Origin of the sequence: Burkholderia sp. AU31624, from assembly GCF_020420065.1 — a bacterium.
GTDB lineage: Bacteria > Pseudomonadota > Gammaproteobacteria > Burkholderiales > Burkholderiaceae > Burkholderia.
The window spans coordinates 222865-236917 of record NZ_JAIZRT010000012.1; the positions used below are offsets into that span (position 1 = coordinate 222865).

General features: G+C 65.7%; 14 protein-coding genes. 3 read left to right on the forward strand and 11 right to left on the reverse strand.

Annotated features, from left to right (window positions below):
- Positions 1-12: 12 nt before the first annotated feature.
- From trpD to rpe, 5 genes are all read right to left on the reverse strand, one after another.
- Positions 13-1044 (reverse strand): anthranilate phosphoribosyltransferase, encoded by a 1032-nt coding sequence (gene trpD, locus LGM89_RS34280; RefSeq protein ID WP_043191545.1) that lies wholly within the window; start codon positions 1042-1044, stop codon positions 13-15.
- A 13-nt stretch (positions 1045-1057) separates the two neighbouring features.
- Positions 1058-1648, reverse strand: a complete 591-nt coding sequence (locus LGM89_RS34285; protein WP_089472086.1) for an aminodeoxychorismate/anthranilate synthase component II — start codon at positions 1646-1648, stop codon at positions 1058-1060.
- Positions 1649-1661: 13 nt separating this feature from the next.
- On the reverse strand, positions 1662-3155 hold the full coding sequence (trpE, locus tag LGM89_RS34290) for an anthranilate synthase component I (RefSeq protein WP_039362349.1): 1494 nt from the start codon (positions 3153-3155) through the stop codon (positions 1662-1664).
- A gap of 357 nt (positions 3156-3512) precedes the next feature.
- A complete protein-coding gene (locus LGM89_RS34295; RefSeq protein ID WP_226275396.1) occupies positions 3513-4280 on the reverse strand; it encodes a phosphoglycolate phosphatase in 768 nt (255 codons plus the stop codon).
- 4 nt (positions 4281-4284) lie between these two features.
- Positions 4285-4971 (reverse strand): ribulose-phosphate 3-epimerase, encoded by a 687-nt coding sequence (gene rpe / locus LGM89_RS34300; protein WP_011883156.1) that lies wholly within the window; start codon positions 4969-4971, stop codon positions 4285-4287.
- Between the two features lie 178 nt (positions 4972-5149).
- Between rpe and apaG the strand changes: the two genes are divergently transcribed.
- Positions 5150-5524 carry a Co2+/Mg2+ efflux protein ApaG gene (gene apaG / locus LGM89_RS34305; protein WP_011350820.1) on the forward strand — a complete coding sequence of 125 codons (375 nt, stop codon included), beginning with the start codon at positions 5150-5152 and terminating at the stop codon, positions 5522-5524.
- Positions 5525-5546: 22 nt separating this feature from the next.
- Here the strand turns inward: apaG and LGM89_RS37255 are convergent, their stop codons facing one another.
- Entirely contained in the window at positions 5547-5678 is a 132-nt protein-coding gene (locus LGM89_RS37255) for a hypothetical protein (protein WP_256940834.1), read from the reverse strand.
- Between the two features lie 28 nt (positions 5679-5706).
- Between LGM89_RS37255 and LGM89_RS34310 the strand changes: the two genes are divergently transcribed.
- A complete protein-coding gene (locus LGM89_RS34310) occupies positions 5707-6831 on the forward strand; it encodes a murein transglycosylase A (RefSeq protein ID WP_226275398.1) in 1125 nt (374 codons plus the stop codon).
- A 264-nt stretch (positions 6832-7095) separates the two neighbouring features.
- On the opposite strand, the gene paaK is transcribed toward LGM89_RS34310, so the two are convergent.
- The 5 genes from paaK to paaN form a co-directional block, all read right to left on the reverse strand.
- Positions 7096-8394: a phenylacetate--CoA ligase PaaK gene (paaK, locus tag LGM89_RS34315; RefSeq protein ID WP_226275400.1), complete on the reverse strand. Its 1299-nt coding sequence runs from the start codon at positions 8392-8394 to the stop codon at positions 7096-7098.
- A gap of 38 nt (positions 8395-8432) precedes the next feature.
- Positions 8433-8885 (reverse strand): hydroxyphenylacetyl-CoA thioesterase PaaI, encoded by a 453-nt coding sequence (paaI, locus tag LGM89_RS34320; protein WP_071335534.1) that lies wholly within the window; start codon positions 8883-8885, stop codon positions 8433-8435.
- A 1-nt stretch (position 8886) separates the two neighbouring features.
- On the reverse strand, positions 8887-9678 hold the full coding sequence (gene paaG / locus LGM89_RS34325) for a 2-(1,2-epoxy-1,2-dihydrophenyl)acetyl-CoA isomerase PaaG (RefSeq protein ID WP_226207812.1): 792 nt from the start codon (positions 9676-9678) through the stop codon (positions 8887-8889).
- A gap of 45 nt (positions 9679-9723) precedes the next feature.
- Positions 9724-10926 (reverse strand): 3-oxoadipyl-CoA thiolase, encoded by a 1203-nt coding sequence (pcaF, locus tag LGM89_RS34330; RefSeq protein ID WP_226275402.1) that lies wholly within the window; start codon positions 10924-10926, stop codon positions 9724-9726.
- A gap of 87 nt (positions 10927-11013) precedes the next feature.
- Positions 11014-12720, reverse strand: coding sequence for a phenylacetic acid degradation protein PaaN (gene paaN / locus LGM89_RS34335; RefSeq protein WP_089494030.1), 1707 nt, complete (start codon positions 12718-12720; stop codon positions 11014-11016).
- 129 nt (positions 12721-12849) lie between these two features.
- Here paaN and LGM89_RS34340 point away from each other — a divergent pair, with 129 nt between their 5' ends.
- On the forward strand, positions 12850-13626 hold the full coding sequence (locus LGM89_RS34340; protein ID WP_089424403.1) for an enoyl-CoA hydratase: 777 nt from the start codon (positions 12850-12852) through the stop codon (positions 13624-13626).
- Positions 13627-14053: the final 427 nt, after the last annotated feature.

Consider the following 14053-nt stretch of genomic DNA (forward strand, 5'->3'; position numbering starts at 1 on the left):
TCGTAAGGGGAGTCAGCGCTTGAACTGCTGCGTGAAGCGCACGAGTTCGTCGACTTTGGCGCGGGCCTTGCCGCTCGCGATCGCTTCGCGGGCGAGCTGGATGCCGTCCGCGATCGACTCGGCGACGTTCGCCGCATAGAGCGCGGTGCCGGCGTTCAGCGTGACGATCTCGCGCGCGACGCCCGGCTGGTTGTCCAGCGCGCCGAGCAGCATCGTGCGCGATTCGTCGGCATTTTCGACCTTCAGCGTGCGGTTCGACACCATCTGCAGGCCGAAGTCTTCCGGATGGATCTCGTATTCGTGCACCTTGCCGTCGCGCAGCTCGCCGACGAGCGTTGCCGCGCCAAGCGATACCTCGTCCATCCCGTCCTTGCCGTACACGACCAGCACGTGCTGCGCGCCCAGGCGCTGCATCACGCGCACCTGGATGCCGACGAGGTCGGGGTGGAACACGCCCATCAGCTGGTTCGGCGCACCGGCCGGGTTGGTCAGCGGGCCGAGGATGTTGAAGATCGTGCGCACGCCGAGCTCGCGGCGCACGGCCGCGATGTTCTTCATCGCCGGGTGATGGTTCGGCGCGAACATGAAGCCCATGCCCGTTTCGGCGATCGACGCGGCAACCTGGTCGGACTGCAGGTCGATGTTCACGCCGAGCGCCTCGAGCACGTCGGCGCTGCCGGACTTGCTCGATACGCCGCGGTTGCCGTGCTTCGCGACTTTCGCGCCGGCCGCGGCCGTGACGAACATCGACGCGGTCGAGATGTTGAACGTGTGCGAGCCGTCGCCGCCGGTGCCGACGATGTCGACGAAGTTCGAATTGTCCTGCACCTCGACGTGGTTCGCGAATTCGCGCATCACGGTCGCGGCGGCGGCGATCTCGCCGATCGTCTCCTTCTTCACGCGCAACCCGGTGATGATCGCGGCCGCCATCACGGGCGACATGTCGCCGCGCATGATCAGCCGCATCAGGTGCAGCATCTCGTCGTGGAAGATTTCGCGGTGTTCGATCGTGCGCTGCAGCGCTTCCTGCGGGGTAATCGTCATCGTGAGGCTCCCGTCAGGCGGCTTGCGCGGCCGCGGCGCGGGCCTGTTTCAGGAAATTCTCGAGCAGCGCATGGCCATGCTCGGACAGGATCGATTCCGGGTGGAACTGCACGCCTTCGATCGGCAGCGTCTTGTGGCGCACGCCCATGATTTCGCCGTCGTCGGTCCAGGCGGACACCTCGAGGCAGTCGGGCAGCGATTCGCGCTCGATCGCGAGCGAGTGATAGCGCGTGACGTCGAAGTGCTTCGGCAGGTCGGCGAACACGCCGCGGCAGTCGGTTTCGATCTTGCTCACCTTGCCGTGCATGATGGTCTTCGCGCGCACGACGCGGCCGCCGAAGGCCTCGCCGATCGCCTGATGGCCGAGGCACACGCCGAGGATCGGCTTCCTGCCCGCGAATTCCTTCAGCACGTCGAGCGTGATGCCCGCGTGCTGTGGGTTGCTCGGGCCGGGCGACAGGCAGATCGCATCGGGATTCAGGCGCGCGATTTCGTCGAGCGTGATTTCATCGTTGCGGTAGGTGCGCACGTCCTCGCCGAGTTCGCCGAAGTACTGGACCAGGTTGTAGGTAAACGAGTCGTAGTTGTCGATCATGAGCAGCATGGTCAGTCTCCGGTCAGAAGTCGCTATCGAGGCCGTCCTGGACCTGTTCGGCCGCACGCAGCACCGCGCGCGCCTTGTTCTCGGTCTCTTGCCATTCGGATTCGGGCACCGAATCCGCGACGACGCCGGCCGCCGCTTGCACGTACAGGTTGCCGTTGTGGATCAGGCCCGTGCGGATCGCGATCGCGAGATCCATCTCGCCCGAGAACGACAGGTAGCCGACGGCGCCGCCGTACAGCCCGCGCTTGACCGGCTCGAGCTCGTCGATCAGTTCCATCGCACGGACCTTCGGCGCGCCGGACAGCGTGCCAGCCGGGAACGTCGCGCGCAGCACGTCGTAGTTCGTCATGCCGGGCTTCAGCTTGCCTTCGACCGAGCTGACGATGTGCTGCACGTGCGAGTATTTCTCGATGACCATCTGGTCGGTCACGTGCACCGAGCCGATTTCCGCGATGCGGCCGACGTCGTTGCGCGCGAGGTCGATCAGCATCACGTGCTCGGCGATCTCCTTCGGATCGTTGAGCAGCTCGGTCGCGAGTTCCGCATCGCGCTCGGGCGTGTTGCCGCGCGGGCGCGTGCCGGCGAGCGGGCGGATCGTGACGATCTGGTCTTCGCCCCGCTTTTCCTGGCGCACGAGGATTTCCGGCGATGCGCCGACCACGTGGAAATCGCCGAAGTTGTAGTAGTACATGTACGGCGACGGGTTCAGCGAACGCAGCGCGCGATACAGCGACAGCGGATTGTCGCGGTACGGCTTCGTCAGACGCTGGCCGACCTGGATCTGCATCAGCTCGCCGGCCGCGATGTATTCCTTCGCCTGGCGCACGGCGGCCAGATAGTCGTCCTTCTTGAACTCGCGGAACGTCTCGGTGCGCACGCTTGCCGACGTAACCGGCGGCTGCACGGTCGTGCGCAGGCGTTGCTTCAGTTCGCGCAGGCGCTGTTTCGCCTTCGTATAGGCTTCGGCCTGGCTCGGGTCCGCGTAGATGATCAGGTACAGCTTGCCGGCGAGGTTGTCGATGACCGCGACTTCCTCGGTCAGCAGCAACTGGATGTCGGGCAGGCCGAGATCGTCGCGCGGTGCGGTGTTCGCGAGCTTCTTCTCGATGTAGCGCACCGCGTCGTAGCCGAAATAGCCGGCGAGACCGCCGCAGAAGCGCGGCAGGCCCGGGCGCTGCGCGACCTTGAAGCGCGCCTGGAACGATTCGATGAACTGGAACGGGTCGCCGTCATGCGTCTCGACGACCTGGCCGTCGCGCACGACTTCCGACACGCCGTTGCGGGTCCGCACGAGCGTACGGGCGGGCAGGCCGATGAACGAATAGCGGCCGAAGCGTTCGCCGCCGACCACCGATTCGAGCAGGAACGAGTTGGCGCCCGAGCGTTCGGGCTGGGCCAGCTTCAGGTAGAGGGACAGCGGCGTTTCGAGATCGGCGAGGGCTTCCGCGATCAGCGGGATGCGGTTGTAGCCTTCGTTCGCGAGCGATTGAAATTCGAGTTCGGTCATGTTCCGGTCCTGTTCGGGACGAGCGGCGCGTGCGCCAGGGATCACTTGACGCTGCGCGGGTTGCCGTCGGCGAAAGGGCGGTCGATCGAGAAGTGCCTGTTGCCGGCCGGCACTCCGGGCGTGAACGTCGCGAGCCTGCGGCCGTGCCTGAACGCAAGCGTTCGGACGCGGTAGAACTCGAGGTGGTGCGACGATCGGCGCGCGGATGCGCAGCGAGATAAAAAACGGCGCTGAAGACGTGCTTCAGCGTACCTCATCGAAGAGGTTAGCGCGACCAGCGACGCCAGGGCCAGGCTCCCCGGTCGATGCTGCTCAGACTCCGTTTTTTATTCAGAAACATGCAGATGGAAGAAATGATCAGAAGGTTGGCCGGCCGGCGTTGTGCGCGGAGATCGCGCGAGCTGCGACCAGCAACGAATCGACTATACCATCCGAATTTATCGTTTGTATAGCTTTGCCATGGTTGTAGCCGTACGGCACCGTCAGCGTCGCCATCCCGGCCGCGCGGCCTGCCAGCGCATCGTTTTCCGAGTCGCCGATCGCGACTGCCACATCCGGTGCGACGCCGAGCGCGTTGCAGGCCGTCAGCATCGGCAGCGGATCGGGCTTCTTGCGCGCGACGCTGTCGCCGCCGAGCACGATGCCGAAGCAATCGGCCAGCCCGTATTGCTCGAGCAGCTCGACCGCGAAGCGATGCGGCTTGTTCGTCACGCACGCGAGCCGGATGCCGGCTGCGCGCAACGCGTCGAGACCGGCGGCCACGTCCGGGTAGAGGCGTGTGTGGCGGCCGTTGATCTTCGCGTACTCGGTCTGGTAGATCGCGAGCGCGGCGTCAAAGCGCGCGTGCGCCTCGTCGGCTGCGAAGCGCGGCTTCAGCACGCTCTGGATCAGGTGTTCGGAGCCCTTGCCGACGTAGCCGATCACCTCGTCGCGCGACGTGGCTGGCGCGCCGAGCTGCGCGAGCATCCCGTTCAGGCCGGCCGTGAAATCGTCGGCCGTATCGACCATGGTGCCGTCGAGATCGATCAGCGCCGCGTCGATGCTGCGCGACGTGGCGAAGCGGATCGGAGCGGCTTCCGGTGCGGCTCCGGCCGGCGCATGGCCGGTGAGCGACGAGTCGGCCACGGCGTCAGCTCCGCTCGACGGTAGCGAGCGCGGCGCGCATCTCGTCGATCACCTTGCGGTAGTCGGGCTTGCCGAAGATCGCCGAACCCGCGACGAAGGTGTCGGCGCCGGCCGCCGCGATTTCCGCGATGTTGTCGGTCTTCACGCCGCCGTCGACTTCGAGCAGGATCTCGCGGCCGGTGCGCTCGGTGTACGCGTCGATGCGTGCGCGTGCTTCGCGCAGCTTGTTCAGCGTTTCCGGAATGAACGACTGGCCGCCGAAACCCGGGTTGACCGACATCAGCAGCACGAAGTCGAGGCGGTCCATCACGTGGTCGAGGTAGTTCAGCGGCGTGGCCGGGTTGAACACGAGGCCGGCCTTGCAGCCGTGGTCGCGGATCAGCGACAGCGTGCGGTCGATGTGATCGGAGCCTTCCGGGTGGAAGCTGATCAGGTTGGCACCGGCCTTCGCAAAATCGGGCACGATCCGGTCGACCGGGCGTACCATCAGGTGCACGTCGATCGGCACCTGCACGTGCGGGCGGATCGCTTCGCACACGAGCGGGCCGATGGTCAGGTTCGGCACGTAATGATTGTCCATCACGTCGAAGTGGATCCAGTCGGCGCCGGCGGCGACCACGTTGCGGACTTCTTCGCCGAGCCGTGCGAAATCGGCCGACAGGATGCTGGGAGCGATGCGGAATTGGGTCATGGCAGGGGAGCGGGGACGTTGCGGCGCAAAACCGCCATTCTACCGTCCGGCGACCCGGTGCGCGGCCGCAGGCCGTGCGGTCGAGGCCGGATTGCGCATAGAATGCCGAACCAATGCGGCGCGCCCGCGGCCCCGTTGCCCATGCCGGCACGGGCAGTCATCTTCCAGCGGAAACACCATGAGTCAGTATCAATTCACCGTTTCGGTGAAAACCAGCTACTTGCCGGAACAATCCGACCCCGATCGCCGTCAATACGCATTCGCGTACACGCTGACGATCCGCAACACCGGGCAGGTCGCGGCACAGCTGATCGCGCGTCACTGGATCATCACGGACAGCGAGAACCACGTGCAGGAAGTGAAGGGGCTCGGCGTCGTCGGGCACCAGCCGCTGCTGCAGCCGGGCGAGCACTTCGAGTACACGAGCTGGGCCGTGATCGCGACACCGGTCGGCACGATGCGTGGCGCGTACTTCTGCGTGGCGGAGGACGGCGAGCGCTTCGAGGCGCCGGTCGACGAGTTCGCCCTGCACATGCCGCGCACGCTGCATTGAGCGTGCGGCGTGCGTCAGGGTGTTAGCGCGGCTTGCGGGTGTGCTTCTTTCTGCCCGACGACGTCCACACGACGATGAAGATCAGCAGGGCGAGCGCTACGAAGGCTTCGAGCGCGAAGATGAGCATCGGATATTGGTCGAGAAAATCTGACATGGCGGTTTCCATCAAGAACGGACATTGTATGTGGTTTGGGCCCCGGGTGGCCGGGTGGGTTGCGGCTGCAGCCGCGGCGGCGCTGCTGGCGGCGTGCGGTGGCGCGCCGACGCGGACGTCGTCGCTGAAACCGCCGACCGGCGCGGCGATCGTGCCGGGCCAGGTTGCCGCGAAGCGGCTCACGCCGGTCGCGTGGCAGCAGGTGCCGGGCTGGCAGGACGATTCGCTGCTCGGCGCAACCGCCGCGCTGCGGCAGAACTGCGTGCGGCTCGCGCGCCAGCCGGCCTGGGCACGCGCGTGCGCGGCCGCCGACAGGCTCGACGAGCTCGACGTCAGCAGTGCACGCACGTTCTTCGAAACGTATTTCACGCCGTTCCAGCTCGCGAACACCGACGGTACGCTCGACGGGCTCGTGACCGGCTATTACGAGCCGCTGCTGCACGGTTCGCGCGTGCGTCGCGGTCCGTATCAGTACGCGCTCTACCGCTGGCCGGCCGGTTATCGCGCGGGCGCCGCGCTCCCGGCACGCGCGCAGCTCGAACGCGCCGGCATCCTGAACGGCAACGAACTCGTGTGGGTCGACGACCCGATCGAAGCGTTCTTCCTGCAGGTGCAGGGCTCGGGGCGCGTGCTGCTCGACGACGGTTCGGTGATGCGGGTCGGCTTCGGCGGCACCAACAACCAGCCGTACCGCTCGATCGGCAAGTGGCTGCTCGATCGTGGCGAGCTGACGCCCGCTCAGGCGACGATGCAGGGCATCAAGGCGTGGGCAAAGGCGAACCCGACCCGGGTCGACGCGTTGCTCGACACGAACCCGCGGTTCGTGTTCTTCCGCGACATGCCGACCAAGGAAGATGCACCGCACGGCGGTGCGGACGGCCCGATCGGCGCGTTGGGCGTGCCGCTGACGCCGGAGCGTTCGATCGCCGTCGACCCGTCGTCGATCCCGCTTGGCACGCCCGTGTTCCTGCAGACGACGCGCCCGCTGACGAATACGCCGATGAACCGGCTCGTGTTCGCGCAGGATACGGGCTCCGCGATCAAGGGCGGCGTGCGGGCCGACTATTTCTGGGGGCTCGGCGACGATGCAGGCGATCAGGCTGGGCGGATGAAGCAGGTCGGCCGGATGTGGCTGCTGTTCCCGAATTCGTGATGTGACGCGGCGCGGGTGGCTGGGGTTCCTCGGGTCACCGCCGATGCGGCAGACGCTGCATTCGTAGAAGCGGCTGTGCGCGTGGGGCACGTTGCTCTGATCGTGAGGGCGGACGTGCAGTGTCAGATTTCGTGATGCGCTTGTTGCGTCGGCGGATGCCCAAATGCATCCCGGAATGAAACAGCCCGATCGGTGTTGGCCGATCGGGTTGTTTCATTTGCAGCCACGGATTCACCGCGCGTCATTCACGCGCAGCGACTTTCGTCAGCCCCTGCGCTTGTCGACGACGCGTCGCGCCTTGCCGACCGACCGCTCGATCCCGTTCACGGGCAGCACGTTGATCACGGCCGTCACGCCGATCAGCGACTTGATGTCGTAGGCGAGCGCCTGTTTTGCCGCATGGATCGCCGCCGTATCGGGTGCTGTCTCGGGGCAAGGCTCGACATTGAGCGTCATCACGTCGAGCGGGCCTTCCTTCGTCAGCACGATCTGATAGTGCGGGGCGAGCGCGTGCTGCTTGAGCAACTGCTCCTCGATTTGCGTCGGGAACACGTTGACGCCGCGCACGATCATCATGTCGTCCGAGCGCCCGGTGATCTTCTCCATCCGGCGCATCGTGCGGGCAGTGCCGGGCAACAGCCGCGTGAGGTCGCGGGTCCGGTAGCGGACGATCGGCAGCGCCTCCTTCGTCAGCGACGTGAACACGAGCTCGCCGAGTTCGCCGTCCGGAAGCACTTCGCCGGTTTCGGGGTCGATGATTTCCGGATAGAAGTGGTCTTCCCAGATGGTCGGGCCGTCCTTGGTCTCGACGCATTCGGACGCGACGCCGGGGCCCATCACTTCGGACAGCCCGTAAATGTCGACCGCATCGATGCCCATCCGCTGCTCGATCGCGACGCGCATGTCGTTGGTCCAGGGTTCCGCGCCGAAGATGCCGATGCGCAGCGAACTCTGCACGGGATCGAGACCCTGGCGCTCGATTTCGTCGGCGATCGACAGCATGTAGCTCGGCGTGACCATGATGATGTCGGGTCGGAAATCCTGGATCAGCTGCACCTGCTTCTCGGTCTGGCCGCCACCGAACGGGATCACGGTCAGCCCTGCGCGTTCGGCACCGTAGTGCGCGCCAAGCCCGCCCGTGAACAAGCCATAGCCGTAGCTGACGTGCACCTTGTCGCCGCGGCGCGCACCGGCGGCGCGGATCGAGCGCGCGACGAGATTCGCCCACGTGTCGATGTCGCGGGCCGTATAGCCGACGACCGTCGGCTTGCCGGTCGTGCCCGACGACGCATGAATGCGCGAGATCTGGTCCTGCGGCACCGCGAACATCCCGAACGGGTAACTGTCGCGCAGGTCGCTCTTCGTCGTGAACGGGAAGCGCGACAGGTCGGCGAGCGTCTTCAGGTCGTCCGGATGGACATCCGCGTCGTCGAACTTGCGACGATAGACGGGGCAGTGGTCATACGCATGCCGGAGCGACCACTTGAGGCGCTCGAGCTGCAGCGCGGTCAGCTCGTCGCGTGAGGCGGTCTCGATCGGCTCGAGCGGTAGCGGGGTAGTCATGCATGTCTCCAGTGTTTGTTATGTGCGAGCCGTCGACGTCAGCGGTCTTCCGGGATGACCGTGCCCTTGATCTGGGCGGATTTGCCGCGAAACATCGCGACGGTTTCGCCGGTCTGGTTCGTGACGCGGATGTCGTAGATGCCTTGGCGGCCGGCGCGCGCCTGCTCGATCGCCTCGGCCGTCAGCACGTCATCGCCGTGCACGGGGCGCAGGAATTCGATCGAGCAGCCGGCCGCGACGGTATTCACGTTGTACGAGTTACACGCGAACGCGAATGTCGAATCGGCCAGCGTGAAGATGATTCCGCCGTGGCAGGTCTGATGCCCGTTCAGGAATTCGGGCCGCACGCGCATCTGCAGGCGCGCGTAGCCGGCGCGTACTTCGGCGATTTCCATCCCGAACGCACGGCTGCATGCGTCGGCATCGTACATGGCCCGCGCGGTGGCGCGGGCGAGCGCATCGGGGTCGAGCGTGGCAGTGGCGTTCGTCATGTCAACGCCCCTCGAAGCGCGGCGCGCGCTTCTCGATGAATGCCTTCACGCCTTCTGCGTAGTCGTGCGACTGGCCGAGCCTGCGCTGCAGGTCGCGTTCCATGTCGAGTTGCTGGTCGAGCGTGTTCGTGACACTGGCACGCATCGACTGCTTGATCGATGCGATCGCGAGCGTCGGCTGCTGCGCGAGCTGGGTGGCGAGCTGGCGGGCTGACGCAGCGAGCGCGTCGTCGTCGACCGCGCGCCAGATCAATCCCCATTGCTCGGCCTGTTCGGCGCCGAGCTTGTCGCCGGTCAGCGCGAGCCCCAGCGCGCGTGCCATGCCGACGCGTTGCGGCAGGAACCACGTGCCGCCCGAATCGGGCACGAGACCGATCTTGACGAAGGCCTGGATGAAGCTGCTCGAGCGGGCGGCGAACACGAGATCGCAGGCGAGCGCGAGGTTCGCACCGGCACCGGCCGCCGTGCCGTTGACGGCGGCGATCACCGGAATCGGCAGACGCTGCAGGCGGCGGATCAGGGGATTGAAGTGCTCGTCGATCAGCGCGCCGAGATCGGTGGACGCACCCGGCGTGAAGTCGAGATCGGCCAGGTCCTGGCCCGCGCAGAAGCCGCGCCCCGCACCTGTCAGGATCAGCGCGCGCGCGCCGGCCGCCTCGACATCATCGAGTGCCGACTGCAACTCGCGATGCATCGCCCGCGTAAAGCTGTTCAGCTTATCGGGGCGGTTGAGGGTAATCGTGGCTACGTTCGAGGCCTGATCGATTTCCAGCTGAATCGCCTGATAGGACATGCAGTGTCTCCTTCATGACTTCGTTATAGGCGCGCTATGCGTCGGTTACACGCGTTCGATCGCAAGTGCGATGCCCTGGCCGACGCCGATGCACATCGTACAGAGCGCAAAGCGGCCGCCCGTACGCTCGAGTTGGTGGAGCGCCGTGGTCACGAGCCGGGCGCCCGATGCGCCGAGCGGATGTCCCAGCGCGATCGCACCGCCGTTCGGGTTCACGCGCGGATCGTCGTCGGCGACGCCGAGCATGCGCAGCACCGCGAGACCTTGGGACGCGAACGCCTCGTTCAGCTCGATCACGTCGAACTGATCGATGGTCATGCCGAGCTGATGCAGCAGTTTTTGCGTGGCCGGCCCGGGGCCGATGCCCATCACGCGCGGCGCGACGCCGGCTGTCGCCATGCCGATGACGCGTGCGCGGCGGCGCAGGCCGTACTGGTCGGCTGCCTGCGCATTGGCGAGCAGCAGCGCGCACGCACCGTCGTTGACACCCGAGGCGTTGCCGGCCGTCACCGAGCCGTCCGGGCGCACGACGCCCTTCAGCTTCGCGAGCGCTTCGAGCGAAGTCTCGCGCGGATGCTCGTCGCGCGAGACGACCACCGGATCGCCTTTCTTCTGCGGAATCGTGACCGCGACGATTTCGCCAGCGAGCGTCCCGTCCTGCTGCGCACGCGCGGCCTTCTGCTGGCTGCGCAGCGCGAACAGATCCTGGTCGGCGCGGCTGATGTTGTAGTCGACTGCGACGTTTTCGGCCGTCTCGGGCATCGAATCGACGCCATAAAGCTGTTTCATCAGGGGATTGATGAAGCGCCAGCCGATCGTCGTGTCGAAGATGTCGGCCTGGCGTGCGAACGCGCTCGGGGCCTTGCCCATCACGAACGGCGCACGCGTCATGCTCTCGACGCCGCCCGCGATCATCAGACGCGCCTCGCCGGCCTTGATCGCGCGCGCGGCGGTGCCGACCGCGTCCATCCCGGAGCCGCACAGCCGGTTCAGCGTCGTGCCGGGCACGTCGGTCGGCAGACCCGCGAGCAACGCCGACATGCGCGCGACGTTGCGGTTGTCCTCGCCGGCCTGGTTCGCGCAACCGTAGATCACATCGTCGATTGCCGTCCAGTCGACGTCACGGTTGCGCTCGACGAGCGCCTTGAGCGGCACCGCACCGAGGTCGTCGGCACGGACGTCTTTCAGGGCGCCGCCGTAGCGGCCGATGGGAGTGCGAATCGCGTCGCAGATAAAGGCGTCTGTCATGGGCGTATCGATGAGCAACGAACCCGCCGGGTGGCGGATTCGTTCATGGTAGAGAACGTGGCGGCGTTTGCACGTCGGCCATTCGGGTTATACCGGTTGACCGGCTTCCACGGGGGCTGCTTTCGGCGCAACATGGACGCGGCTTTGCACTACACGGAACCGGTTGGCGACGAACGCCGGGTCGGCCAACGCCGCGTTGGCTGCCGGATTCGCGCCCGTGCCGTGGAAATCCGAGAACGCGGCAGACTGGTTCACGAACACGCCGCCCGTCAGGTTGATCGACAATGCGACGCCACCGCGTACCGCCGCGTCGTGGGCGGCGTCGACGATCGCGTCGTCGGTGCTGTAGACGGAGAGGGTCAGCGCGCCATGTTCGGCCGCGATTTCCCCGGCGAGGTCGAGCGACTGCGTGGTCGAGTCGGTCGCGATCACGAACGAGATCGGGCCGAACCATTCCTGCGTGAATTTCTCGCGATCGGCCACGTCGAGTTGCAGCACGAGCGGCGTGCGCACGCGGGCATCGGGGAACGCAGGGTGCTGGAGGGTCAGGCTATCGGCGAGCACGCGGCCGAGCTCGCGGGCGTTGTCGATGCGTGCGGTCACGCTTTCGTTCTGGATTGCGCCGATCAGTTCGACCGAGCGTGCCGGGTCGCCGGTGAGTTTTTGCACGGCAACGGCGATGGCTTGTGCGACCTCGTCGAAGCTCGCATGGCCGTCCGCCGTCCGGATGCCGTCGCGCGGCACGTAGATGTTCTGCGGTGCCGTGCACATCTGGCCGGAGTACAGCGCTAGCGAGAACGCGATGTTCTTGGCGACGGCCTTCAGGTCGTCGGTCGAGTCGATCACGATCTGGTTGACGCCAGCCTTCTCTGTATAGACCTGTGCCTGGTGGGCATGGCGTTCGAGCCACGTGCCGTTTTGCGTGCTGCCGGTGAAGTCGATCAGCTTGATCTCGGGGCGCAGCGCGAGATCCTGGACGAGTGCGCCGTCGTTGGGTTCGGTCGCGAGGAGCGTGACGACGTTCGGATCGAAACCGGCTTCGCGTAGCACGTCGCGAGCGATCCGGACGGTGATGGCGAGCGGCAGGATCGCGCCCGGATGCGGCTTGACGATCACGGTGTTGCCGGTTGCGAGATCGGCGAACAGGCCGGGATAGCCGTTCCAGGTCGGGAAGGTGCAGCAGCCGAGCACGAGCCCGGTGCCGCGCGGGACGATCGTGTAGCGCTTGTGCATCGCGAGCGGCGGGTTCTTGCCTTGCGGTTTTTCCCAGTGCGCGTCGGCCGGGATGCGGCGCAGTTCGTCCCATGCATAGGCGACTGCTTCGAGCGCACGATCTTGTGCGTGCGGGCCGCCGGCCTGGAACGCCATCATGAATGCCTGTCCCGTGGTGTGCATCACGCTGTAGGCGATTTCGAAGCTGGCGCGATTCAGGCGCGCGAGGATTTCGAGACTGACGCCGATCCAGGCGCTTGGGCCGGCTTCGCGCCACGAGCGTTGTGCTGCGGCAGCGGCGGCGATCAGTTCGTCGGGCGTCGACTTCGGATACCGGATGCCCAGTGCAATGCCGTACGGCGACCGCTCTGCGCCGACCGTTTCTCCGGACGCCGGCTGGTCGAGCGCGAACGTCTTGTCGAGGTGCGACTTGAACGCGGCCTCACCATCTGCGTTCGCGCTTTCCCCGTACACTTTGGGACTTGGCATTTCGGCGAACGGGCTCCAGTACCCGCGGCTCTCGATGGCGGCGAGTGCGTGTTTCAGCGTGTCTTCGTGCTTCGTGAACAGTGCATGGGTCATGGCGGCAGCCTGATGGACGTTGAGAGGGGTTGGATCGATTAATTAACCGACCGGTTGGTCGGAGAATGGTAGCATCAAACTATTCGCATGTGCGAGGCGTTTCTCATTTCATTGATCGAGGAGAAATAGATGGCTTACGAGAACATCCTGGTGGAGACCCGGGGGCGTGTCGGGCTGGTTACGCTGAACCGCCCGAAGGCGCTGAATGCGCTGAACGATGCACTGATGGATGAGCTGGGCGACGCGCTGAAGGCGTTCGATGCGGACGATGGCATCGGCGCGATCGTCGTGACCGGGAGCGAGAAGGCGTTCGCGGCTGGCGCGGACATCGGCATGATGGCGACCTACTCCTATATGGATGTCTACCGGGGCGACTACATCACGCGCAACTGGGAGACGGTCCGTGAGATCCGCAAGCCGATCATTGCGGCGGTTTCGGGCTTTGCGCTGGGCGGTGGTTGTGAGCTGGCCATGATGTGCGACATCATTTTTGCAGCGGACACGGCCAAGTTCGGCCAGCCGGAAATCAAGCTGGGTGTCATGCCGGGTGCGGGCGGCACTCAGCGTCTGCCGCGCGCGGTGTCGAAGGCGAAGGCGATGGATATGTGCCTGACTGCCCGTTTCATGGATGCTGCCGAAGCGGAGCGCGCGGGGCTCGTGTCTCGCGTGCTGCCGGCCGACACGCTGCTCGACGAGGCGCTTGCCGCCGCGGCGACGATCGCCGAGTTTTCGCTGCCGGCGGTCATGATGGTCAAGGAGTCGGTGAACCGTGCGTACGAGACGACGCTGGCCGAAGGCGTCCACTTCGAGCGTCGGCTGTTTCATTCGCTGTTCGCGACCGAAGACCAGAAGGAAGGGATGGCGGCATTCGTCGAGAAACGGAAGCCGGTGTTCAAGCACCGCTGATCGAGTTGCTGGGGTAGTTGGCCGGCGACGTGGCGGTATCGGTCGTCTGCATGATTGCCCGGCCCGTCGAGCCCCAAGCCCCCGTGCGCGCCAGCGCACGGGGGCTTTTTCAAAATATTTTCACAAAGGGCTTGCGGAGACGGGGGCGGGTGCTTAGAATCACGCCTCTTTCGCGCTAACGGAAACGCGGCGCGGAAGAGGGAAGCAGGGTTGGCGGTGTGCTGGAGTCTGGAGCGCGCAACTGGCCTGGAAGTTGAGCCCCGCAGTCGCAACGATGTAGTGTAAAAAGTTGTTGACGAACTGCGAAACACGGTTCATAATCTCGCTTCTCTGCTGCTGAAAACGCAGCGCTGCTGAGAAACACGAAGTTCCTCGCAGAATGCTCTTTAAAAATTAACAGCCGATAAGTGTGGGCGCTTGATGGAAG